The sequence below is a fragment of the Roseobacter sp. HKCC-CH-9351 genome, from assembly GCF_037830295.1.
Lineage (GTDB): Bacteria > Pseudomonadota > Alphaproteobacteria > Rhodobacterales > Rhodobacteraceae > M30B80.
Genome location: NZ_JBBLYM010000001.1, coordinates 1,138,452 through 1,160,330 on the forward strand (window position 1 = coordinate 1,138,452; position 21,879 = coordinate 1,160,330).

The 21,879-nt window shown below is 50.7% G+C and carries 22 protein-coding genes; 13 read left to right on the plus strand and 9 right to left on the minus strand.

Translation table 11 applies throughout. The annotated features are described in order from the left end of the window. Positions 1 to 48 precede the first annotated feature (48 nt). Genes AAC632_RS05825 through AAC632_RS05835 form a run of 3 tightly spaced genes read left to right on the plus strand, consistent with a single transcriptional unit; the run spans position 49 to position 3,222 of the window. Complete coding sequence (locus AAC632_RS05825; protein WP_340297712.1) at positions 49 to 1,596, plus strand: ABC transporter permease; 1,548 nt, start codon at positions 49 to 51, stop codon at positions 1,594 to 1,596. After that, positions 1,580 to 2,557 carry a carbohydrate kinase family protein gene (locus tag AAC632_RS05830; RefSeq protein ID WP_340299891.1) on the plus strand — a complete coding sequence of 326 codons (978 nt, stop codon included), beginning with the start codon at positions 1,580 to 1,582 and terminating at the stop codon, positions 2,555 to 2,557. Before AAC632_RS05825 ends, AAC632_RS05830 begins: the two co-directional genes overlap by 17 nt. Then, a complete protein-coding gene (locus AAC632_RS05835; RefSeq protein WP_340297707.1) occupies positions 2,554 to 3,222 on the plus strand; it encodes a transaldolase family protein in 669 nt (222 codons plus the stop codon). The genes AAC632_RS05830 and AAC632_RS05835 overlap by 4 nt, the downstream gene beginning before the upstream one ends. Before the next feature lie 226 nt (positions 3,223 to 3,448). Here the strand turns inward: AAC632_RS05835 and AAC632_RS05840 are convergent, their stop codons facing one another. The 7 genes from AAC632_RS05840 to AAC632_RS05870 all read right to left on the minus strand — a co-directional run bounded on the left by AAC632_RS05840 (position 3,449) and on the right by AAC632_RS05870 (position 10,334). After that, a complete protein-coding gene (locus AAC632_RS05840) occupies positions 3,449 to 4,591 on the minus strand; it encodes an amidohydrolase (protein ID WP_340297705.1) in 1,143 nt (380 codons plus the stop codon). Positions 4,592 to 4,699: 108 nt separating this feature from the next. Beyond that, positions 4,700 to 5,830: an amidohydrolase/deacetylase family metallohydrolase gene (locus tag AAC632_RS05845; RefSeq protein ID WP_340297703.1), complete on the minus strand. Its 1,131-nt coding sequence runs from the start codon at positions 5,828 to 5,830 to the stop codon at positions 4,700 to 4,702. Next, on the minus strand, positions 5,827 to 6,195 hold the full coding sequence (locus AAC632_RS05850) for a RidA family protein (protein WP_340297701.1): 369 nt from the start codon (positions 6,193 to 6,195) through the stop codon (positions 5,827 to 5,829). Before AAC632_RS05850 ends, AAC632_RS05845 begins: the two co-directional genes overlap by 4 nt. A 76-nt stretch (positions 6,196 to 6,271) precedes the next feature. Beyond that, positions 6,272 to 7,345 (minus strand): D-TA family PLP-dependent enzyme, encoded by a 1,074-nt coding sequence (locus AAC632_RS05855; protein WP_340297699.1) that lies wholly within the window; start codon positions 7,343 to 7,345, stop codon positions 6,272 to 6,274. Positions 7,346 to 7,439: 94 nt separating this feature from the next. Next, positions 7,440 to 8,483, minus strand: a complete 1,044-nt coding sequence (locus AAC632_RS05860) for a TRAP transporter substrate-binding protein (RefSeq protein ID WP_340254707.1) — start codon at positions 8,481 to 8,483, stop codon at positions 7,440 to 7,442. A gap of 28 nt (positions 8,484 to 8,511) precedes the next feature. Beyond that, entirely contained in the window at positions 8,512 to 9,795 is a 1,284-nt protein-coding gene (locus AAC632_RS05865) for a TRAP transporter large permease (RefSeq protein WP_340297697.1), read from the minus strand. Further along, a complete protein-coding gene (locus AAC632_RS05870; protein ID WP_340297695.1) occupies positions 9,792 to 10,334 on the minus strand; it encodes a TRAP transporter small permease in 543 nt (180 codons plus the stop codon). The genes AAC632_RS05865 and AAC632_RS05870 overlap by 4 nt, the downstream gene beginning before the upstream one ends. 68 nt (positions 10,335 to 10,402) lie before the next feature. On the opposite strand from AAC632_RS05870, the gene AAC632_RS05875 reads away from it, so the two are divergent. Beyond that, on the plus strand, positions 10,403 to 11,257 hold the full coding sequence (locus tag AAC632_RS05875; protein ID WP_340297693.1) for a creatininase family protein: 855 nt from the start codon (positions 10,403 to 10,405) through the stop codon (positions 11,255 to 11,257). Positions 11,258 to 11,443: 186 nt separating this feature from the next. Further along, positions 11,444 to 12,376, plus strand: coding sequence for a MurR/RpiR family transcriptional regulator (locus AAC632_RS05880; RefSeq protein WP_340297691.1), 933 nt, complete (start codon positions 11,444 to 11,446; stop codon positions 12,374 to 12,376). Between the two features lie 27 nt (positions 12,377 to 12,403). On the opposite strand, the gene AAC632_RS05885 is transcribed toward AAC632_RS05880, so the two are convergent. Further along, positions 12,404 to 13,282, minus strand: a complete 879-nt coding sequence (locus AAC632_RS05885; RefSeq protein WP_340297689.1) for a MurR/RpiR family transcriptional regulator — start codon at positions 13,280 to 13,282, stop codon at positions 12,404 to 12,406. A 186-nt stretch (positions 13,283 to 13,468) separates the two neighbouring features. On the opposite strand from AAC632_RS05885, the gene AAC632_RS05890 reads away from it, so the two are divergent. The 4 genes from AAC632_RS05890 to AAC632_RS05905 all read left to right on the plus strand — a co-directional run bounded on the left by AAC632_RS05890 (position 13,469) and on the right by AAC632_RS05905 (position 17,385). Continuing rightward, positions 13,469 to 14,704, plus strand: a complete 1,236-nt coding sequence (locus tag AAC632_RS05890) for a diaminopropionate ammonia-lyase (RefSeq protein ID WP_340297687.1) — start codon at positions 13,469 to 13,471, stop codon at positions 14,702 to 14,704. Beyond that, positions 14,701 to 15,933 carry a Zn-dependent hydrolase gene (locus tag AAC632_RS05895; RefSeq protein ID WP_340297685.1) on the plus strand — a complete coding sequence of 411 codons (1,233 nt, stop codon included), beginning with the start codon at positions 14,701 to 14,703 and terminating at the stop codon, positions 15,931 to 15,933. The genes AAC632_RS05890 and AAC632_RS05895 overlap by 4 nt, the downstream gene beginning before the upstream one ends. Positions 15,934 to 15,946: 13 nt before the next feature. Then, the gene (locus tag AAC632_RS05900; protein ID WP_340297683.1) at positions 15,947 to 16,864 is read left to right on the plus strand and encodes an N-carbamoyl-D-amino-acid hydrolase; all 918 of its coding nucleotides are present in this window, start codon (positions 15,947 to 15,949) and stop codon (positions 16,862 to 16,864) included. A gap of 152 nt (positions 16,865 to 17,016) precedes the next feature. Beyond that, positions 17,017 to 17,385: an HGGxSTG domain-containing protein gene (locus tag AAC632_RS05905; protein WP_340299915.1), complete on the plus strand. Its 369-nt coding sequence runs from the start codon at positions 17,017 to 17,019 to the stop codon at positions 17,383 to 17,385. 259 nt (positions 17,386 to 17,644) lie between these two features. Here the strand turns inward: AAC632_RS05905 and AAC632_RS05910 are convergent, their stop codons facing one another. After that, positions 17,645 to 18,814, minus strand: coding sequence for a tyrosine-type recombinase/integrase (locus AAC632_RS05910; RefSeq protein WP_340297679.1), 1,170 nt, complete (start codon positions 18,812 to 18,814; stop codon positions 17,645 to 17,647). Positions 18,815 to 19,226: 412 nt separating this feature from the next. On the opposite strand from AAC632_RS05910, the gene ihfB reads away from it, so the two are divergent. The 4 genes from ihfB to trpB all read left to right on the plus strand — a co-directional run bounded on the left by ihfB (position 19,227) and on the right by trpB (position 21,852). Beyond that, positions 19,227 to 19,505 carry an integration host factor subunit beta gene (ihfB, locus tag AAC632_RS05915; protein WP_317656384.1) on the plus strand — a complete coding sequence of 93 codons (279 nt, stop codon included), beginning with the start codon at positions 19,227 to 19,229 and terminating at the stop codon, positions 19,503 to 19,505. Between the two features lie 23 nt (positions 19,506 to 19,528). Continuing rightward, positions 19,529 to 19,903 carry a LapA family protein gene (locus AAC632_RS05920; RefSeq protein WP_340297676.1) on the plus strand — a complete coding sequence of 125 codons (375 nt, stop codon included), beginning with the start codon at positions 19,529 to 19,531 and terminating at the stop codon, positions 19,901 to 19,903. Positions 19,904 to 19,909: 6 nt separating this feature from the next. Beyond that, positions 19,910 to 20,551, plus strand: coding sequence for a phosphoribosylanthranilate isomerase (locus tag AAC632_RS05925; protein WP_340297674.1), 642 nt, complete (start codon positions 19,910 to 19,912; stop codon positions 20,549 to 20,551). Positions 20,552 to 20,625: 74 nt separating this feature from the next. After that, positions 20,626 to 21,852, plus strand: coding sequence for a tryptophan synthase subunit beta (trpB, locus tag AAC632_RS05930; RefSeq protein WP_340297671.1), 1,227 nt, complete (start codon positions 20,626 to 20,628; stop codon positions 21,850 to 21,852). The last annotated feature ends 27 nt before the right edge of the window (positions 21,853 to 21,879 follow it).

The window sequence follows — 21,879 nt, forward strand, 5'->3', positions numbered from 1 at the left end:
TTTTTTTATCCCTTAAATTTGGATGAGACAAAAACTATGGAGCGCGGCGTGGAAAATCAAAAAAAACGTTCACTGCAAGACAGTGCCGTCATCGCAATGGTAAAATTTTTCCGTGCCGATTGGTCGGGTGCATTTTTGGCAATTCTGATACTTGGCATTGCCATCGAACTAGCCACCACTGGACGACCATTTTTTCATCCTTCTAACTTAATGACCATATTGAATAACTCGGCGGCAATAGGAGTTATTGCAGCGGGAATGACTTTGGTCATTATTACTGCTGGGATCGACTTGTCGGTTGGCTCCGTGATGGGGATGGCTGCGGCCTTGACTGGGTACGTGGTCAGTTTCTGGGGCTTTCCGCCATCTGTGGCAATCTTCACAGGATTGGCCCTCGGTCTAGCAGTAGGTTGCTTCAACGGCTCACTTGTCGCCTATTTCGGCATGCCTGCCTTTATCGTAACACTTGCAGGCCTTTCTATTTGGCGGGGCACTGGCCATTTGGCAACCGGTGCCCAGGCAACTCCTGAGCTGTCAGCGACCTTTGATTATTTTGGGCGCTACAATCCTTTCGCAAGTCTGCGTGAGGCTTATACAAACGATGAGCTCACTGGCGTTTGGAATAGCATTGGCAGTTTTGTTGATGCCAACTGGATAAACTTCTTCCGAACCTTTCAGATGTCGATGCTAATCTTTGTCGGTTTTTTTATCCTGCTGACTATCATTATCGCGAACACTCGTTATGGGCGCTGGGTATACGCGATTGGCTCGAATGAGCCGGGAGCACGCCAAGCCGGGATAAACACCGCTCGCTACATGTTAATCACGTATATGTTCTGTTCGTTTACTGCTGCATTGGGTGCGTTGCTGTTCCTAGGTCGCGCACCATACGCCAAGTCGGACTATGGCCAAATGTGGGAACTTGATGCGATTGCCGCAGTGGTAATCGGGGGAACTTCACTTTTTGGGGGTCGGGGGTCGCTGTGGGGCACCTTCATGGGCGTGATCTTGCTAAAATTGATTAATAACGGCCTGACGCTCGCCCAGCTAGACACATTCTGGCAGATGGTGGTGACAGGGCTAATTATTCTGATCGCTGTGGGGATCGATATCGTTAGGCAATCAAAAAATCCCGAAAGTGTGCGCAAACTGCTAGCTGCAATTTCTACGGTGATGGCATTTTTGGCAGCTATGACACCTGGCGCAATTTACTTACGCGCCAAGATAGCGATCCTAGAACATAATGCTGCAGAAGCGCTGAGAGCAACGGGTGCACAATTAGCGCCTGGACAAAATGCCCGCCTATTATCCCCGTCTGACTTGGAGGCTTTTGAGGCGGCTCTGAACGCTAATATTGGCGCGGCTGCGCTTCTGTCCTTGTTGGTACTTGCTTCTGGATATGTGGTATTCAAAGGGAATACGATGCTTACTTGGGTTCTATCTGCCTGCTTTGTATTAATGATGCTGCCCCTTGTAACGATGGGCTACCAAATCACGGTCCCATTCTTAGTATTGGGAGCAGCCGTGGCTGTAGGTAGTAATTTTGTTTCCATACTCTTCGATAGAGCGCGTGCACTTAATGCTAATGCCACCTAAATCCCTGATTGCCGTCGGTGGTGAAAATCTCATCGACTCCATCCAAGATCAAAGCGGTAGTGCGCCTGATGGTTACTTTCACAACCTAGGCGGCTCACCCTACAACGTAGCCGTCGCCCTTGCGCGTCAGGGAATAACTACTCATTACATCACGCCGATTTCGTCCGATGCATTTGGCGACCGCTTGGCGGCACATCTACAAGATCAGGGAGTTGTCACCTCTGGGCCACGTCTTGCAGCGCCGACCACACAAGCAATCGTCACGCTCGAAAAAGGGGTGCCAAAATACCAGTTTTTGAGAGATGGCACTGCTGAACGCATGGTGACCACTGAAATCTTGCAGTCAGCCTTTCCTGCCGCTGCAACGCATTTCCACATCGGGTCATTAGCTCTGGCAGACGGTTCAGATGCAGCTGTTTGGGAAAAGGCTTTCATTGATGCCGCGAGACTTGGCATCTGTACCTCTCTCGACCCAAATGTGCGTGCTTCGTTGATCACTGATCCTGTTAGCTACAGGAAACGAATTTCGCGACTATTAACCAACTCAAGCATCGTCAAACTTAGCGATGAAGATTTAGACTGGCTGTACCCTGGCCTGGACTATTTACATGCCATTACAAAACTGCGCGAGCAAACTACAGCTAAACTAGTTGTTTTGACCAAGGGCCCGGAGGGCGCTGAAGCTTGGACCCCTCAACATTACCTGAGCCTTGCCAATCCCCAATTCAGTGGACTGGTCGATACCATAGGCGCTGGCGATACATTCATGGGCACCTTGCTTGCTGGTTTGGCCAACAATGATCAATTGACATCTAACGCCCTTGATCAGATTACGTCAGATAAACTTGCTTCATTAATAAAACGTGCGATATACGCCGCGTGTCTTAATTGTACTAAAGAGGGCTGTGATCCGCCTTTTGCAGAGCGGTTAGAGCAGGCCTTGTTAGAAGAGAGACTATGAAGCTTTATCTCGACACCGCTGATCGCCAAGAATGGCGTGACCTAATGCCAACGCAGATATTTCGAGGCATTACGACAAACCCGATATTGGCGGCGCGCGCAGGTCTAGATTATCCGAATGTCGATTGGACGAGTATGGCGGCTGAGGCCGTGGATCTAGGCGCTGTGGAGCTTCATGCGCAGGTTTTTGGTCCGATAGAAGGATACGTTGACTGGGCCGGCCAGCTATATGAGGCAGGCCGGAAGTCAGGCATCGAAACAATTGTGAAAATTCCACTAGTAGAGGCAGCAATTCGTGCCACGCCAGGCATAAAAGAACTGGGAGGACGGATTTTGATGACTGCCTGTTATGATGCCAAGCAAATGTTCGTGGCCCAGGCTCTGGAAGCGGATTTTATTGCTCCATACTTTGGCCGGATGATGGAGGCCGGGGTAGACGCAATGGGTCATCTAGCGACGATGGCGCAAATGAATAACGGATGCGAAAAACCCTGCTCTGTGCTAGTGGCGTCGTTGCGTTCACCTGACCAGATGGTGTCGCTTGCCGATATTGGGCATGACTGCTTCACAATTGCACCTAGTGTCGCTCGTTCACTTTTGAAGTGCCGTCTAAGCGTCGCGGCATTTGAAGATTTCGAAGCCATAGCAAAATCGGGTCTGACCTGATTGGTCTTGCCATAATATTTTTAGCCTAAGAGCCTGAGCAGGAACTAACTTGGAAAGTACATCTTAGCCACCCTCTCTATTTATGTTATACTATAACAGTTATATAGGGTGCCATATGGGTGCCAAAAGCTTAGGGGTTACTTGGCTCAATTCGGGGCATTGATAAGCTAGCGCAGGAGGCGGGGACCCCCTATGCAGACCGCACTCCTCGGACCGCGGGCCTTGGTCATGGATTTGCGGGCAGTCGGTCTTTCACAAGTTGCACCCAAAGTTCAACACCAATGGGTATAAGTGCGTCGTTGAAGTCATAAGTGTCGGAATGCAGTGGCCGCCCGTGCGGACCGTCGAGGCCGTTTCCAAGAAGAAGAAGACAGCCGGGCACTTCTTGGCAAAAATGCGCAAAATCCTCTGAAAAGCTCATGGGATCTCGATCGCCAATGGTATCGCAACCAGCTTTTTTGCCAGCACGAATGACGGCTTGGGTCGGAGTTGTTGAATTTATTGTCTCAATGAACTCGGTCCGAAAATCGACTGACACGTTAACCCCATGGGCAGAAGCGATACCACCTGAGATCTGCCGCATGTAGGTTTCGATGGTTGTGCGGTCTTCGGTGCAGCGCGCTCGGACATCACCTTTCAAGATGGCTTTACCAGGTAAAACATTACGCTTGCCGTCTGTGATAAATTCAGTGACTGAGACGACTGCTCCAGCCCCTGGTGCAATTTTGCGAGACACGATGGTTTGCAGCGCTTGCACAATTTCTGAGCCAATGGTGATGGTGTCGCGGCCAACCTGTGGCATAGATGCATGTCCGCCTTGTCCACTAATATGGATTTCGAACAGGCTTTCGGAGGAACAAATCAATCCAACGCGAGTTGAAACCTGACCCAAGGGCGCCCCAGGAAGATTGTGGATCGCGTATACCTCTTCAATTGGAAAACGTTGTAGAACGCCTTCATCTAACATCGCTCGAGCACCAAGGCCATTTTCTTCATTAGGTTGAAATAAAAAGATTACAGTCCCGTCAAAATTTGGATCAGAAGAGAGCCGATGCGCCGCTCCGAGGAGCATGGTTGTGTGACCGTCATGACCACAGGCATGCATTACGCCTCGATTCTCCGAGACGTATCCATGAGTGCTTTTTTCCAAAATTGGCAATGCATCCATGTCTGCACGAAGGCCTATAGCGTGTTTAGCAGAACCTGATCGTAGAACGCCAACGACGCCAGTGCCTTCGTACACCTCAAGACCAAAATCATGCAAAAGGCCCGCTATCGTTGCTTTGGTCTTGGTTTCTTGGAAGCCCAATTCAGGTGATTTGTGTAAGTTTTGTCGTAGATGTGCCAGGTTCAGTTCTAGATGTTCCACGCGCAGTTTCCTTTCAGCACAAGAAATCGCTGAAGTAACGGAAAGTTACTCATGCGTTTATTGGATGTTGTTTGCTAGATTATGGGCTAAAGCTCACCACCAGAACAATCATGCTGGATACCATTTCCCGCCAGAAACAGTTCCTACTGGTGTTAACAAGCTATCGTGCCTCACAATTTCACCTGTCACATCTGCCAAATCGACGGTGCCTGGAGTTAGTCGTATTACGCTAGCCTCAGGCTGAGCAGTTTTACCCAAATGGCCAAGATCTGGCCGGCTAAGAACTGTAGCAGGAGCAATGCTTGCTGCCGCAATGACATCTTCTACTGACCAGCCAAGTGCTAGGAATTTGGTCATAACGTTGAGATTGTCATGTGCCGGACCGTTAATGCAAAATGCATGAATGTCTGATGAAATTACATCAGGTCTAAACCCAGAAGCATCCATTTTTCGCGCGGTATCCCACGAAAATGACCCCATACCATGCGCGATATCAAAAATTACACCACGCTCCCGAGCTGCCAAAACAGCGTCTCTCACGCGGCCGTCACCATGGCAGGGTGCATTGGGGAAGGGTCGGAAACAATGAGTTAGGACATCCCCTTTGCGAAGACGCGCGACAACGTCTGAATAAGATGGAGGCGGTTCGTCGATGTGCACCATTAACGGCAGGCCTGTTCGATCGGCCACATCCTGCGCCACGTCGAGAGGAGCAATGCCGGATGGACCAGAAGCGTGGGCCCCTATTCGAACTTTAATGCCAACGATAACGCCTGGGTGAGCGGAGGCTACCGCAGCAGCTTCACGTGCAGCCATCAGGCGCATATCGTGACTCTCACCCACCATAATCCTACCGCCAAAGCCGTAGATCCCTGCGAACGACACATGGAGATAGGCTAGGATACGTACCCTGGATTGCTCAATCACATGCTCCCTAAAGCCCGTAAAATTTCCTGGGCCTGCGCTGCCTGCATCCACGAGTGTTGTACATGCAGATTTGTCCGCGAAGCTTTCAGGCTTAACGCCAAGAGAAGTACCGCCCCAATAAACATGTACGTGCAGGTCAATCATGCCCGGGGTTACAATGCTTCCCTTGCAATCAATAACTTGTGCCCCATCCGGTTCCGGCACGTCGAGGCCTAAGACTTTGTCTTTTCCAAGGACTAGGTCAGCGACCCGGTCAACGCCATTAGCGGGGTCAATTACCCGGCCACCGCGTAATACAATCGACCCTGTCATAGTGGCTTGTAGGCGATTGCTTCGATTTCGACAGCGATATCGATCATCAATCGCGACTCCGCTGTTGAACGGGCGGGAGGATCTGATGGGAAATGTTTTCCATAAGCTTCATTGAATGCAGAAAAATCATCTCTGTCCCTCAACCACACTGTCGTTTTGACGACGTCGGCTAGTGTACACCCAGCGAGAGCTAATGCTTTAGCCACATTTGCCAGTACTTGGTCAGTTTCAGGTCCGATCCCGCCTGGAACGATAGCCCCATCCTCACCGACGGGCACCTGACCAGAGACGAAAACGAAATCTCCCGCACGTACAGCGGGCGACAGTGGCACATGGGAGGAGCCTAAGGTTTGCTTTTTAGTCATTTTAGAGCCTTCCTATTTTATTTGGGTGGTTTTTGAGGGTTTAACCTGAGTACGACGAAAGCCATTTAACTAAGGATCAAGTGACGCAGCCTCGAGCTGCTACAATCTCTTCCCCTTCTATTTTTTTACCACGCAACAGCGTAATACGATCCATCATGTTAGTGACCACACAGGCGTGATTGGGAATGATGCGCACACGTTGTCCCACCGATAGTTGGTGGGGTGTTTTAGAAAGCATTATTCCATGCTCCTCTGATAATGCGTTGATGGTAAGATCAGGATGGTCAACGACATAGCCATAGCCATCCATACCCAACAAATCAGAGGTTAAAACTTTTGAGCCTGCATCAATGATTGCTCTTTTTTCAGTGGGTGTTGAAATAACAGTGGCTAGAACGGTAAGTGCACAATCATCCCACTTGGCAGTTCCTCGAGTGACAAGCGATCGGTCGTTATAAATGTATGTTCCCGGACGATACTCAGTTGCAACGGGCACATGATCCGCCTTCCACATACCAGGAGTTCCGCCGGTTGATATTGTATCAACTTGAAGCCCTGCGTTGAGGCAAGCATGCTGAGCATCTGTCAGCCACTGTTGGACCTCTCTTTCCCTGTCAGTAGGAGGATAGGTCATCAAGCCGCTAAACATTAATCCAGCTGTGTTGTTGATGCGCTGCGCAATCTCACAAGCTGCTTCAGGCGTTTGGACACCACATCGTCCTGCACCAGTGTCACACTCAACAAGGACCCTTAGCGGAGTTGTGTTAGAAAAGGCTGCTGACAAGCCTTCAATCACAGTGAGATTGTCTGCGACTACCGTTAATTTAATCTTACTAGCCAAACGATTTAGTCGGTCGAGTTTTGATGCGCTAAGAATATTGTATGTAATGAGAATGTCATCCAGACCAGCGTTTGCCATTACCTCTGCTTCACTGATTTTCTGGCATGTTATGCCCACTGCACCCGCTTTGATTTGAGCCTTCGCGAGGTCTGGTAACTTATGCGTTTTAATGTGAGGTCTAACGGTTATTTGCGCTTTATTTGCAAAGCTCTGAAACCGATGAATATTTCGTTCCGCAATATCTAAGTCTACTAGGACGGAAGGCGTATCGAGCGTAGAAAACATAGCCGGGGGCAGATTGTCCAACATTCGAAACTCTTTCAATTTTCGTCATTCATTATTGTATTCAATGCCCGATCTATGGCGGTGGAGGCGGCGGCGCGAACGCCGCCGCCCTTATTTCTTAATCCATCATATAAAGTTGAGAATTTGCTGCCCCGAGCTCCGACTTCATCAAGTTGAGGAGTTCGGTTGCCTTGGCGTCTAGGTTGTTTGCGATGTGCTGTTCAAATGCTGGTTGGGCGGCATCGACAAACTCCTGCCGAGTTTCGTCGTTTAGTGCGGTGACTGTCATAGTCTGCATCAATCCCGCCAAACCACGGTCAGATGCCTCGATTATGCGTGCCAACCCGCGGCTGGCGGCCACACACTCTTCCGCAGCCAAGCGCATGGTTGCCTGCTGCGCAGGCGTGAGGCCCTCATACATCGCGCGGTTCACTAAGAATGTGTATGGCGAGAACAGGTGGTTTGTCAGTGTCATGTACTGCTGAACTTCATTGAAGTTCGAGAACGAAATAATTGGGATGGGGTTCATCTGCCCATCAATTACGCCAGTTTGGAGGCCCGAATATACTTCGCCCCAGGCCAGTGGATAAGCTTCAGCACCGAGTGCTTGGATAATGACCTGGTGAGAGGGAAGGGTCATCGTACGGATACGCACGCCTTCCATGTCGTCCAGTGACGCGATTTCCTGTTTGGAATTGGTAATGGCAAAGAAGCCGCCCGTATCTGGGAACCCAAGAACGACGACGTCGCCGAGCGTTTCTTCGATATCCGCCGCCAAGGCTTGGCCAAAGGCGCCATCAAACACATGATATGTCGCCGCGTTGTTGGCAAATGCGAATGGCATGTTCAACACGTCAATCCGCGGGTAATAGCTCGCCATGGCGCCCGTGGAGGAAAGTGTCGCGTGGATAATACCGTCGCGAACTTGCTGCACGTGCTCAGATGCGTTGCCGAGTTGGTTATTACCGAAAATTTCGACGTTAATCTCTCCGTTTGTGGCAGACTCCATAATGTTGCTGAATACGCCTGCACAAGCGTGTTGTGGGTTATCAAAAACATCAGGGTTATTGTCGGTTCCAAATCTAAGTGTTTGTTCGGCATTAGCAGTGGCTGCTACCGCGCACAGCGCGAGTGTTGCCGTCATTGTTCGAAGTTTGGTCATCCGTAAGGTCCTCCTTGGTTGGTTTAGTTTAGTTTGCAAACCCGAAAGCACGAGGCAGGGCTAGCGCGACGTCTTCCATAAAGGCGAACGCAAATAGGACTGCGATTTGCGCCAAAAGGAATGGGAAAAGCTTGATAGAAATCCGTTCAACAGTTTCGCCCGTCACCGATGACAAGACGAACAGACATGCCCCAACCGGTGGGGTCATTAGTGAGATGTTTAGGGCGAGGACAAAGATTATTCCTGCGTGAATTGGCTCCAGACCGATGCTTGCGGTCAGCGGCGTAAGAACTGGAGCCAGCAGGATTAGAATTGCAGTAATGTCCATAATCATGCCGACCACTAAGAGTAGGGCAACGATTATTGCGATAATGACATAGGGGTTCTCACTGAGGGTTAGCACGGCCTGTGCGACAGCCTGCGGAATACGCTCAAAAGTCAGCCAGAAGCCTAAGATGTTCGCAAAGGCGATAATCACAAAAATTACGCCTGTTATCCGAGCAGTGCGGATCAGCATTTGGTAGAGGTCTCGCCACACTAATGTGCGGTAGATGACCCCGCCGAGAAATAGTGCGTATGCCACCGCAATGGATGCGGCTTCGGTAGGGGTTACGATGCCGCCCAATATGCCGCCAAGAATAATTATCGGCATAAATAGTGCGGTTAGCGAATGTTTGAAAGTTGCCCAAATTTCCGCAAAAGTGGCGCCGCGTTCTGCGACGGGCAAGTTCTCGCGCTTTCCCCCGATAACAATAATGCCCATGCAGACCAAGGCTATCGCAAGGCCAGGCAAGATACCTGCCGCGAAAAGTCCTGCGATCGAAACGCCCATTAGTGACCCGTAAATCACCATTAAGCCAGAAGGTGGGATCGTGGGTCCGATAATCGATCCTGCTGCTGTAACTGCACAGGCATAGTCACGGCGATAACCGGCTTTAACCATTGCGGGAACCAATGTCCGCCCGAATGCTGCTGCATCAGCCGTTGCCGAACCAGTCAGCCCTGCAAAAAATACAGAAGCTAACATATTGGAATGTGCCAATCCGCCCCGGAACCGCCCAACTAGAGCTTGCGCAAATGCAACGAGGCGCTGTGTAATTCCCACCGCATTCATAATCTCGCCGGCAAGTATAAAAAAAGGCATAGCTAAAAACGGGAAAAGATCGAGCCCGGCGAAGATCCGCGATGGTGAAATGGCGAGGAATGATGTCCCTCCAAGCGAGATTAATCCAACTACACCAGCGGCTCCAATGACAAAGCCAATTGGCATTCCAATCAAAATAAGTCCGACGAAAACAACAGCTACAATCATGTCAAACTTTCTTCTCGTTTGGGCCTGTCTGCATGCGATCCAAGATCGCGCAGCAGTGTCAGAAACATTTGAACTGAGGCCAAGAATGCGGCCGCGGGAACGGCAGTGAAGAAGGGACCCATACTCGCCCCGAAGATCATTGCCTCTCTACCGAAGCCGCCTGCCGCAAATGGGACGCCTGTCACAAAGAGATAGATAAACAATGCGAGCGTGACTAAGTCGGCAAAGATCAGCAATCCGCGACGGATACCCATAGGCAATCGTCCAACAAAACTCATAAGGCCAATATGATCGCGGCGAGCAATTCCTGCAGAGATCGCAAGAAGTGCAGCCCAAATCATTAGGTATCGCGCAAATGCTTCAGGCCAATCGAGTTGCCAACGGAAATAGTAGCGATCAATAACACCCAGCCAAACATCTAGAACAAGCAACGCCATTAAAATGGCCAATATGAGTTCCACAGCGCGGTTAATGCGGTCGCTCCATAAGGCCGCAAACTCCCATCCTGGATAATCTTTTTCGGGCGGTGCGTCGGTCAATCCGTTCTCCGTGATCGGCTCTAACAAAAAAGAATCGTTAGGATTCAACCGTAACACGAAATTTATTTTTGGATAGTAAAACTATTTCTTTTGCAATTTTTTGGCCATTAAGTAATTTCGCTACGTATTTAATTGTGTCTGTATGTGTAGAGGACGCCATGTATTGGGAGAAGATGACATCAGCTCGAATTGAGGAGGTTGAGCGCAGCACACCAGTTATTTTGAACTTGGCGGCCATAGAGCAGCATGGCCCTCATCTGCCTGTTGATACTGACGTAGTCATCGGGTCTCATCTTTTGTCTAAGCTTGATGAGTATGATCCGGGGGGCCAACTAATTCTTCCAACAGTGAAAGTAGGGTGCTCGGCGCATCATCTTGATTTTTGCGGAACGTTAAGTGTGCCTCATCGAGTGATGATGGAATATGTTACTTCAATTTTAAATTCGGTCTGTGGCGCTGGCTTTAGGAATATTCTTCTGTTCAATTCGCACGGCGGAAATCAGGCTATTGGTCAGGTCATCTTAGAGGATTTCGGAGCCGCCCACCCAGAGTGTCGAATTGCATTAGTGACGTGGTGGACTTTAGCTCGGGATGCGCTCGCTGAAGTCAGCGAGACTGGACAGTTTGGGACAGGCCATGCGTGTGAATTTGAGACTTCCTTGATGATGGCAGCGGGAGCGGTTGCGCCAAGTATCGATTTGCCGGCAGGGGAGTTCTTTGTCAAAAGTTACGCCTGGGCCGACGGTTCAATGCTTTATAAGAGTGGAGGCACCCTTTATCGCTCAATGCACAGTATTTCCGGTGGTAGTGGCGTCGTGGGCCAGCCTGATGCCGCGAGCGTTGAGCAGGGAAACAAGATAACAGAGGAGGTGGTGAGGCGTTTGAAGGCAGTGGTTGAGGACCTTGGCCAGGTTGCCCCATAAAATCAGATCGCGGCGATGCAGGCCCTAAAAGTCAAATGATCATCGCTGCTGACGGAGTTGATTATTTTGTCGCGCACGCCTTATTTATTCTGCCCATTCTGAGGCGATTGTAAGTTTGATGAATGAGAATTGTGGACCGAGGTCCACCTAAATACCAACGCGCGCAACTGACGAAAGCACTGCAATATGACGAAACGTACTCCACCGCTATCCTCGTCAGGCAAATCTAAATTACCGAGCCGTGGTTCTGGCAACTTGCTGGATATTCTGCGCAGCTCGGTACCCGATTTGAACAACGGCGAAGCCAAGGTAGCGCGTATCATTTTAGCAAACACTGAATGGGTCTCACATGCATCAATAAAAGCAGTGGCGGATAGGGCTGCCGTTTCCGAACCAACTGTCTTACGTATGTGCCGTCGAATTGGCCTAGAAGGCTTTAAAGCTTTAAAGCATCGCCTCGCTCAAGATTTAATTCTGACGCAGGTGTTAAACACGCCGCATGTGGAGGACGGTCATGCATTCCCCAGTGAATTGGTTAAGGTAATGCTTGACTCATCCATGGGGGCATTGCGCGGCGCCGCGCAGGCAACTGACGTCAAAGTGTTGGATGAGGCTGCCGCCGCGGTCGTCAAATCACGGATCACCTACTGCATTGGCGTGGGCGGGTCATCAAGTGTGTTGTGTGAAGAACTCGAAAATCGAATGTTTCGACTTGGTCTTCCCGTCCAATCAATTCTGGATTCCTATCGTCAACGAATGGCGGCAGCCGTCGCGAAGAAGGGCGATCTGTTCGTTGCTATTTCGTCTACCGGCGTCCCCGCGCCAGTGGTGCAATCTATTGAATTGGCTCGATCGAACGGCGCAACGACGTTAGCGATTACGCAAGTTGATAGTCCCCTGGCCAAGGTGAGCGAAATTGTCTTGCCGGTCGAATTTTTCAACGATCACACCTTTTTTATGCTGCCTGCACAGACGCGCTATGCGCAGCTTTTTACTATCGATTGTTTGATGGGAACAATCGCGGCGCGGATGCCCGATGCCGCTGCTAATTTACAGTCAATCCGCAACACCCTGCGGGCTCTTCATGGCACTATTCGGCACCAACCAATTGGCGATTAGTTTGTTGAGTTAATTTCGCCATTTAAGCTATTCGAACGCACCAGTTTCGGCATGTCGCGCCTCAATAGCCTCCATGTAAGCGCGTCCCCGCTTTCCTGCTTTTTGAAAACTTTTATATGCCAATACCCGTAATACTGATTGAACACCTGAATAGCTGTCAAACAGGTAAGGAGATTCAACTGGACAGGTAAGGGTCCATCGCGCAAATGCTGGCACGACACGCGCGGAGGGATCTGTGAGTAATAGGATTGGGACGCCACGATCATGAAGAGCCTCCATTTCATTTTTTAACGAGCTGAGGATGCGGCGCAAGCCGATAACCAAAACCACATCTTCACTTCTCAGGTCCGCAGTGCTCTCAGTGATAGTTTCGCCTGGTCCAGGCGAAATGCGCGTTCCACTTCGAAATTGTAGAAATTGATTGCGAGCGTAGCTGGCCAAAAAATGGCTGTTGCGAAATCCCATGAAAACGAGGTTGCGCGCGGCAACTAGAGCATCGGCCATCTCGTCAATTTCAGACGGGACCAAGCCGTTAAGGGCTTGGGTCAGATTGCGCGTTTCTACTTCTAAAAAGTCTGACAGAAATTCATTGTCTGCAGTTTTATTGGCCGGTCCTGTTTGAAACAAGGGCGAACCCCAGCTGCGAGCGTCACGTGCGGCGAGCCGCATTTCTTCGTAACTAGAAAATTGGGCGCGCCTCACGAAGCGTGTGATTGTGGCCTTGGACACATCTGCTCGTTCAGCCAACTCAGAGGCAGAGTAAAGCCCTAGCTCTCCTGGGGCATCAAGGATGACATCGGCTACCCTTTTTTCTTGCTTGCTGAAGTCTTGATAAATTCTGTGCAGGGTATCTACGATGACACTATGTGAGCTAGGTCCGCCCGCTTTTTTCTTATATTTTGTCACACAGATCACCGCTTAATTACATGAAATTTATTTTTCATAGTTCTTGCTTTTGTGAAATTTTTATATCATCCTTAACCTGAAATTAAAAGAGCTTGAAATATATTTTAGTGTCCGTTGCGAAGCTTTAATGTGGCGGCAGGATGCTTTCTGGGCCGTTCGCCGCCCACTTTGAGAGGAGCTTTGACAGTGCGCTTCACCAACACTTTAGGCCTAGAGAAAGACAATGAACTCTTGCTTAATTCTATGGCAAGCAAGGGGGCCGCATATGGGCCGGAGCAATCGGCTGTTTTAAACGATGACGCATTTGCTATTGCCAAGTCCACTATTTCTGCGTGGCCTGGATATGTGCCGACCCCTCTAATCCAGCTAAAGTCACTCGCTGCCAAAGCACGTGTTGAGAGCATACATTACAAGGATGAGGGCCCGCGTTTTGGTCTCGGTAGTTTTAAGGCGCTAGGTGGAGCTTATGCCGTTTCACAGTTGTTGCGTCGTGAAATCGCAAGGATTAAAGGCATTGAAATGCCCAAAATTAGTGCGCTCTTAGACGGTACACATAGTGATTTAATATCTCAGGTGACTGTGTGTTGCGCGACAGATGGCAACCACGGTCGTTCTGTCGCCTGGGGTGCGCAGACATTTGGCTGCAAGTGTGTAATCTTAATTCACTCGACAGTCAGCGAGGGTCGCAAGCACGCTATCGAGGCCTATGGGGCCACTGTAATCCGCACCAAGGGTAATTACGATGACAGTGTGCGTGAGGCACAAGAGTCAGCTACCCGAGAGGGATGGTTCGTTGTCTCTGATACCTCGTACCCAGGCTACACAGATATACCAAAGGACGTGATGCAGGGTTACGAATTAATGGCCGCTGAAGCCTGTGACCAATTGGATGCTGCGCCTACACATATTTTTTTACAAACTGGCGTTGGCGGTATGGCGGCGGCAGTGGCTGCCTACACCAAGCGCAGATATGGCAATGATAGGCCAGTGATTGTGTTGGCGGATCCTGATCAATCTGCTTGTTGGCTTGAATCCATAAGACACGGAATTCCTACTCCAGTGCATGGCGATTTAGACACTTTAATGGCGGGCCTGGCCTGTGGTGAAATTAGTGTGATCGCTTGGGATATCCTGCGTCAAACTGCCGATGCCGTAATGTCAGTTACGGATGATGACGCAGTAATGATGATGCGAGTTTTGGCTAATCCGACCGCAGAAGACTTACCAATCGTTGCTGGAGAGTCGGCCGTGGCGGGCTTGGCTGCACTGATGGCCGCTGCGGATCATTCCCAAGCGCGCAGCAAATTGAGTTTGGATGCTAATTCTAGAGTTCTCATATTTGGCACCGAAAGCGATACGGATCCTGATCTATACGTAAAATTGATAGGGCGCAGTGCTGATGAAGTTCGGAAAAACAGATGAATGTTCAGATCAACTTAGACCGCTTGATGGGCCGTATCTTCGCCTTGGGCGAAATTGGTGCACTTCACGGCGGTGGTGTGAAGCGTCTCGCTCTAAGCGATGAGGACAGGGCAGGGCGTGACCTTGTCATCCAGTGGATGGAAGAGGCAGGCCTGCAAATTACCACTGATGTTATTGGCAACACTTGGGGCGTGCGCGCAGGCACTAAAGATGCAGCACCCGTGATCATTGGGTCTCATATAGACACTGTCGCCACTGGAGGTTTGTATGACGGAGCCTTGGGCGTTTTGGCGGGGCTTGAAATTATTCAGGCCTTGAATGACGCAGGGGCAGTGACCTGCCGGCCAGTGGGAGTTGCTTTTTTTACAAATGAAGAAGGCGCTCGGTTTGCCCCCGACATGATGGGTTCGGGCGTTGCCCAGGGTGCGCTGGATTTGGATGAAATGCTCTCAGTTCAGGGAATTGATGGCAAAACGGTAAGGGAAGAGCTTCTACGTATTGGTTATGCAGGCAAAGCCTCAGTGCTTGCTCTCCGTCCTCACTGTTTTCTGGAACTGCATATTGAACAAGGGCCAGTTCTTGAAGCCGAAAGTTTGGCCATTGGTGCGGTGACAGGCGTGCAGGGTATTTCTTGGACCGAATATGTAATTGAAGGGCAGTCCTGCCACGCGGGCACTACTCCAATGGTGATGCGACATGATGCGGGGCTGGTTGCCTCACAAATTGCCGTTGAAGCTCGCGCTATTGCAAATGATTTTGGGCCGCCTCAAGTGGCCACCGTTGGCATGTTTGACGTTTCACCTGGTCTGGTAAATGTCGTGCCTGAGCGTGCAGTATTGACCGTTGATTTGCGCAACACCTGCGATGAGACGCTCAAAAAAGCTGAGGAGCGCCTCAATCGAGCGGCTGAAGATTTCGCTGTGGCACAGGGGTGTAAAGTTCATCGTCGTAGTCTTGCTAGGTTTGCACCTGTTGAATTTGATTTAGGTCTCGTCGGTGAGATTGAATCTCATGCAAAATCTTTGGGTTATTCAGTGCGCTTAATGCCCTCGGGCGCGGGTCACGATGCACAGATGTTCGCGCCAAATTGTCCCACCGCTATGGTCTTTGTGCCTTCGAAAGACGGATTAAGCCACAACATCAAAGAATTTACAGCTCCGGAGCATATTGCTCCCGGTGTCGATGTGCTGCTGAGAGTTGTATTAGGCCAGGCCGAATTGGCCTCTTAATGAGAGTAAAAAAATGAAGCGTGAATATATGGCTGCAGCGGCCCAATTGGGGCCAATAGCTAAGGATGAACCGCGCAGTTCGGCTGTGTCTCGGATGGTTTCATTGCTACATGAAGCAAAAGCGCGTGGCGTTGAAGTGGTAGTGTTTCCAGAATTGGCGCTGACCACATTTTTCCCGAGATGGTATACTGAGGATGATGCTGAGTTGGATGCATGGTTTGAAACTCAGATGCCGAATGCTGACGTGCAGCCTTTATTTGACGCAGCCGCAAAACTTAATGTTGGTTTTTACCTAGGCTATGCTGAGTTGGTCGTGCAAAATGGGAAGAAGCAACGGTTCAACACATCAATAATTGTAGACGGTTCTGGGAAGATTTTTGGGAAATACCGTAAAATCCATTTGCCTGGCCATTTTGAACATGAACCATGGCGCCCATTTCAACATCTCGAAAAGTGTTATTTTGAAAAAGGAGACTTAGGGTTTCCGGTTTTTGACGCCTTTGGTGGCAAAGTCGGTATGTGCATATGCAATGACCGGCGCTGGCCAGAGACCTTCCGTGTTATGGGTTTGCGAGGAGCAGAGTTAGTTATGCTCGGCTATAACACACCGCGACATTATCCCCTTGCTCCTGAGCATGATCATTTGCAGGATTTCCATAATCACCTGTGCATGCAGGCAAGTGCCTACGCTAATGGATGTTGGGTGATTGGGACTGCAAAAGCAGGTCTCGAAGAAAATTGTGATTTGATTGGTGGTAGCTGCATCATTGCGCCAACTGGAGAAATTGTGGCTAAAGCACAGGGCGTCGGGGACGAACTGGTAATCGCTAAGATCAATTTGGATCGGTGTAAAGAGCTGCGCGAGAACGTTTTCAACTTTTCACTTCACCGACAACCTGACGAATATAAAGACATTTGTGCGCCAAAGTAGGATTGCTTTAGCTCATTCTGTAACAGTGAAAAGTAAGGGTCCCCTAGATCGGATCGTGCGCCTCGGGCCGAGGTTCTTGGAACCCGTGCCTCGACGTCCCCTATAAATATTGTTATACTATAACAGTCATATAGGGGGCTATGATGCGGTTCATGAAAGGTAATGAAATCGGCCTGGCGACTAGGTTTGGCCCAGAATGGGAAGGCCAACGCTGTGGTGCTGGAACCAGGGCTGGAACTCCTTGCCAGCGCCCAGCAGTGAAGAAAACAGGGCGCTGTACGCGCCACGGAGGCAAGTCGACCGGGCCTCGGACCTCAAAAGGGCGTGCGCGGATCGCAGCGGCACAAACCACGCATGGGCGGTTAACGAAAGAGAAGCGGGCCGCAGCGAAGCGCAATGCTGCGGTTGGACGGCAAATCCGTGCGGAGCTTTTAGAAATCGAAGCTTGGGCTGTGGGCCGCGGACACTTGGCGAAGGATTGGCGAGAAAAGCTGAGCAAGGCCTTGGTGCTTGAAGGCTGATCCTCGGACCTAGGTCATTTGCCTTATATACCTTTTAGGGGGGGATACCTTAAAAAAAATTTAGCGAAAAATTTGGAAAATGGCGTAAATGAGGGTGTTTTTCTGTAATAACTACAAAAGGTTATGGCCATTTACGGTGGTGTTTTTGTAGCGTAAATGGTTTGTAAAACGTAAATGGATATGGTCAGGTGCTTAGAAAGGGTATTCAAGGTTTTGTTTCGCAAGGGGTACCCCCCCCTTATTGCTCTATATAGGGAAATCAAGCGGCGCCGTTTTGTTTGGCTTTTAGATGGTCCAAGTAGTCCGCCCATGATTGCAGGGCATTGCGTCTCTCACTCAACAATTCTTGCCGCTGATAGACGGCCATCACACCCGAAACTACACCGCTTTGATGGCTTAGGATTTTATCAATGACCATCGGCGCTAAAGAGAGGTGTTCAACTGAGTGCGTTGCAAACGTGCGGCGTAGATCATGAAGCCTCCAATCACTAACGCCACTATCCCTGTCCAAGCGGGTTTTCGCATAGCTGAAACCACTTGATGCAGTAGAGCCGGTGACCGTGAATAAATAATCACTTCCAAGGCGTCTTGGCAGCTGTTTGATGAGCCGCATGGCTTGTTCACTTAAACCTACGATATTGGCCTTACCGTTTTTCGAGCGTTCTTTTCCGATGGTCCAGGTTCTATTCTTAAGGTCTATCTCGCACCAAAGTGCGCCAGCAACTTCAGCACGCCGCTGACCAGTTAGGATCAGCAATTGCGTCATAGGCCCAAAAGGGTAGCCGAGTTGTTCTGCTGCCTGCCACACGGCGCGCAGTTCATCCTGACTTAGGACGCGATCGCGAGATGCTTCTGTCGCAGCCCTAGGCAGGTGCTGTGCCGGGGAGAGGTCTATAAGGTCGCGTTCGGCAGCCCATTTGAAAAACCGCTTTAGGTAGGCCCTAACTCGATTAGCTTGGGTTCGCTTCTCGGCATCCTCTAAGCCGTCAATGATGCTGAGCAGATCATGCTTCGTTACCTGATTGAGGAGTTTGCCTCGCAGAGCCGGCTCAACATGCAGAGCAATAGCGTTTTGTACATTGCGAAAAGATTTGCGCGAAGCCTGCTCGCGTTCATACCAGAGTTCTAGGCCCTCCTTAAAGCGCAAGGGCGCAACTTGTTTTTGCGAAATGCCATCGCGAATCTCTTGTAGCGTTTCACGGGCACGCTCTCGCGCCATGGAGAGAGACATGGCAGGGTAAGATCCCAATGTCCGCCGCACGCGTTGACGATTTATGCGGCCGAAAACAATCCAGGATTTTATACCCGTCTTTGAAACGCGGACAGCGAAGCCCGGTTGGTTCGCATCATAAACCTCGTAACGTTCCTCACGTGGTTTGAGGTTCTTGATGAACGTGTCGCTGAGACGTGTACTTGAGAAGCTAGGCATATTGGGGTGCCACCTGGGGTGCCAAAAATTGTTAATGCGCTGACACCACAGTGTACCCAATGGACATCAAATCTGCAATTAATAACAGTAAAATAAAGAAAAAATCAGCGAAACGGACAACAGTGGACAGTATCAGCAGCTGACTTCTAATCAGCAGGTTCGGGGTTCGAGTCCTCGAGGGATCGCCATTTTTCCGTAACGCTTGCACGAATCACGCGGTGTGTCCGTCATGGGGGGGCACAGGGAGAGGTCTATGTGACATCTCTGCGATATGCTGAATTTCCTCGCCCGCGGGCTGATATCCGCGCATCTGGTGGCCAAACCTTAAAAAAATCCTGCTTTTCGGTTCCTAGGCGCGTATGAAAGGCTTATACAGTTTTGCAACACACATGCGCTTGCGGGGAGGCATGACATGATAAGATCAGAACTTGTGCAAAAACTCGCGGAGGAAAATCCGCATCTTTATCAGCGCGATGTTGAGCGGATTGTGGGAGCAATTTTTGACGAAATCATCGAAGCCATGGCGCGAGGAGATCGGGTCGAATTGCGCGGCTTTGGCGCGTTTTCGGTAAAAAAGCGTGATGCACGCGTGGGCCGCAATCCGCGGACGGGCGAGACTGTATCAGTCGAAGAAAAACATGTTCCCTTCTTTAAGGCGGGCAAATTGCTGCGTGACCGATTGAATTCGTAACGAGAACTGCGCGAGGGTAAGGCGTGATCCGAATAATAAAGCTGAGTTTCATTCTCTGTGTCGCGGTGGTTCTGATTGTTCTGGCGATTGCCAATCGCGATCCGGTGGTGATTAATCTTTTACCTGCCGATTTGGCGCTGTGGCTGCGGATAGATTTGTCTATATCCCTCCCTCTGTTCTTGATCATTTTCGGCGCGATTACCGCAGGTTTGGTTCTAGGCTTTGTTTGGGAGTGGCTACGCGAACACCGGCATCGTGCGGATGCATCGCGCGCGAAGCGTGATGCGACACGCCTGTCGCGGGAATTGGAAATCCTCAAGGACGAGGCACGGGCGAAAGAGGGTCAGGATGACATTCTTGCCTTGTTGGAGGATGGCAAGCCCTTGCGGCTTGGTTGATCCCTGATGAGCATTTCCATTAAATTTTGTGGCCTTTCTCAGCCTGCCGATATTGCGGCTGCGGCTGAGGCGGGTGCGCGCTATGTGGGTTTTGTATTTTTCCCAAAATCACCCCGTTCGGTTAGCCTGACACGGGCCCGTGACTTGGCGCTTGCCGTTCCTGTAGGCGTGGCCAAGGTGGGTTTGGTGGTCGATCCAGAGGATGCCTTTCTAGATCAACTTCTGGCCGAAGTGCCGCTGGATATTTTGCAATTGCACGGCCATGAAACACCTACCCGTGTGGCGGAAATCCGTGCGCGCACGGGCCTGCCTGTGATGAAGGCCATTGGTATCGCAGAAGCGGATGATTTGGGGCAGATTGCGGATTACGCGGCGGTCAGTGATCAATTGCTAATTGATGCCAAGCCGCCGAAAAATGCTGATCTTCCTGGGGGGAACGGTCTTTCTTTTGACTGGCGGTTGTTAGCCGGACGCAGATGGCCTGTGCCATGGATGCTGGCGGGTGGATTGACGCCTGACAATGTGCGGCTTGCCGTGCAAATGACAGGCGCGCAGCAGGTTGATGTTTCATCAGGCGTGGAAAGTCGGGCAGGGGTAAAAGACCCTACCCTGATCCATGCTTTTGCCGATGCCGTGAACGGGGGCTAAACCTTGCCCCTTTCTCTTGCTCAATTCTTGCGCCCGCGTTAGGCAGTGGGTCGAATGTGAAAAAAGGTGCCTCCATGCCCGATGATATCTTGAACAGCTTTATGACTGGCCCTGATGAAAGCGGCCGCTTTGGCCAATTCGGCGGGCGGTTTGTGTCAGAAACCCTGATGCCGCTGATTTTGGAATTGGAAGCCCAATATGAACGCGCCAAAACAGATCAATCCTTCTGGGATGAAATGCATGATTTGTGGACGCATTATGTCGGCCGTCCGAGCCCCCTCTATTTCGCAGAGCGCCTGACCGAGCATTTGGGCGGCGCAAAAATCTATCTCAAGCGAGATGAGCTAAACCATACGGGCGCACATAAGATCAACAATGTGTTGGGTCAGATCATTTTGGCCCGCCGCATGGGTAAGACACGGATTATTGCGGAAACAGGTGCGGGCCAGCATGGCGTGGCCACGGCGACAGTCTGTGCAAAATTTGGCTTGAAATGCGTGGTCTATATGGGCGCGCATGATGTCGAACGCCAAGCGCCCAATGTGTTCCGCATGAAACTGCTTGGGGCCGAGGTTGTGCCTGTGACGTCAGGGCGTGGCACTTTGAAAGACGCGATGAACGATGCCTTGCGCGACTGGGTGACAAATGTGCGTGATACATTCTACTGCATCGGCACGGTCGCAGGCCCCCACCCATATCCTGCGATGGTGCGTGATTTCCAAGCGATTATTGGCAAAGAGGCCCGCGAACAGATGTTGGCCGCCGAAGGCCGTTTGCCAGATACGATCATTGCGGCCATTGGCGGCGGTTCAAATGCGATGGGGCTGTTTTACCCCTTCTTGGATGACAAGGATGTGCAGATCATAGGCGTTGAGGCAGGTGGCAAAGGCGTCAATGACAAGATGGAGCATTGCGCAAGCCTGACAGGGGGGCGTCCGGGTGTGCTGCATGGCAACCGCACCTATTTGCTGCAAGACGAAGATGGACAAATCCTTGAGGGTCATTCGATTTCGGCGGGGCTGGATTACCCTGGCATCGGGCCTGAGCATTCATGGCTCCACGATATTGGTCGCGCTGAATATGTCTCGATCACCGACAGCGAGGCTTTGGAGGCATTTCAGCTGTGCTGCCATCAAGAGGGCATCATTCCCGCGCTAGAGCCAAGCCATGCTTTGGCTCATGTGATGAAAATCGCGCCGACCCTGTCAAAGGATCATTTGATCTGCATGAATATGTGTGGTCGCGGTGATAAAGATATCTTCACAGTGGCCCGTGCCTTGGGATGGGAGATGCAGGGCTAATCCCCGCATCTCTCCCCATTCTGCGCC

Excerpts from the sequence above, each read along its gene's own strand:
- AAC632_RS05850 (WP_340297701.1), bottom strand. The coding sequence starts at position 6,195 with ATGACTAAAAAGCAAACCTTAGGCTCCTCCCATGTGCCACTGTCGCCC.
- AAC632_RS05845 (WP_340297703.1), bottom strand. The coding sequence starts at position 5,830 with ATGACAGGGTCGATTGTATTACGCGGTGGCCGGGTAATTGACCCCGCT.
- AAC632_RS05925 (WP_340297674.1), top strand. The coding sequence starts at position 19,910 with ATGAGCATTTCCATTAAATTTTGTGGCCTTTCTCAGCCTGCCGATATT.
- trpB (WP_340297671.1), top strand. The coding sequence starts at position 20,626 with ATGCCCGATGATATCTTGAACAGCTTTATGACTGGCCCTGATGAAAGC.
- AAC632_RS05865 (WP_340297697.1), bottom strand. The coding sequence starts at position 9,795 with ATGATTGTAGCTGTTGTTTTCGTCGGACTTATTTTGATTGGAATGCCA.
- AAC632_RS05880 (WP_340297691.1), top strand. The coding sequence starts at position 11,444 with ATGACGAAACGTACTCCACCGCTATCCTCGTCAGGCAAATCTAAATTA.
- AAC632_RS05835 (WP_340297707.1), top strand. The coding sequence starts at position 2,554 with ATGAAGCTTTATCTCGACACCGCTGATCGCCAAGAATGGCGTGACCTA.
- AAC632_RS05830 (WP_340299891.1), top strand. The coding sequence starts at position 1,580 with ATGCTAATGCCACCTAAATCCCTGATTGCCGTCGGTGGTGAAAATCTC.
- AAC632_RS05895 (WP_340297685.1), top strand. The coding sequence starts at position 14,701 with ATGAATGTTCAGATCAACTTAGACCGCTTGATGGGCCGTATCTTCGCC.
- AAC632_RS05910 (WP_340297679.1), bottom strand. The coding sequence starts at position 18,814 with ATGCCTAGCTTCTCAAGTACACGTCTCAGCGACACGTTCATCAAGAAC.
- AAC632_RS05905 (WP_340299915.1), top strand. The coding sequence starts at position 17,017 with ATGAAAGGTAATGAAATCGGCCTGGCGACTAGGTTTGGCCCAGAATGG.
- AAC632_RS05900 (WP_340297683.1), top strand. The coding sequence starts at position 15,947 with ATGAAGCGTGAATATATGGCTGCAGCGGCCCAATTGGGGCCAATAGCT.
- AAC632_RS05860 (WP_340254707.1), bottom strand. The coding sequence starts at position 8,483 with ATGACCAAACTTCGAACAATGACGGCAACACTCGCGCTGTGCGCGGTA.
- ihfB (WP_317656384.1), top strand. The coding sequence starts at position 19,227 with ATGATAAGATCAGAACTTGTGCAAAAACTCGCGGAGGAAAATCCGCAT.
- AAC632_RS05855 (WP_340297699.1), bottom strand. The coding sequence starts at position 7,345 with ATGTTGGACAATCTGCCCCCGGCTATGTTTTCTACGCTCGATACGCCT.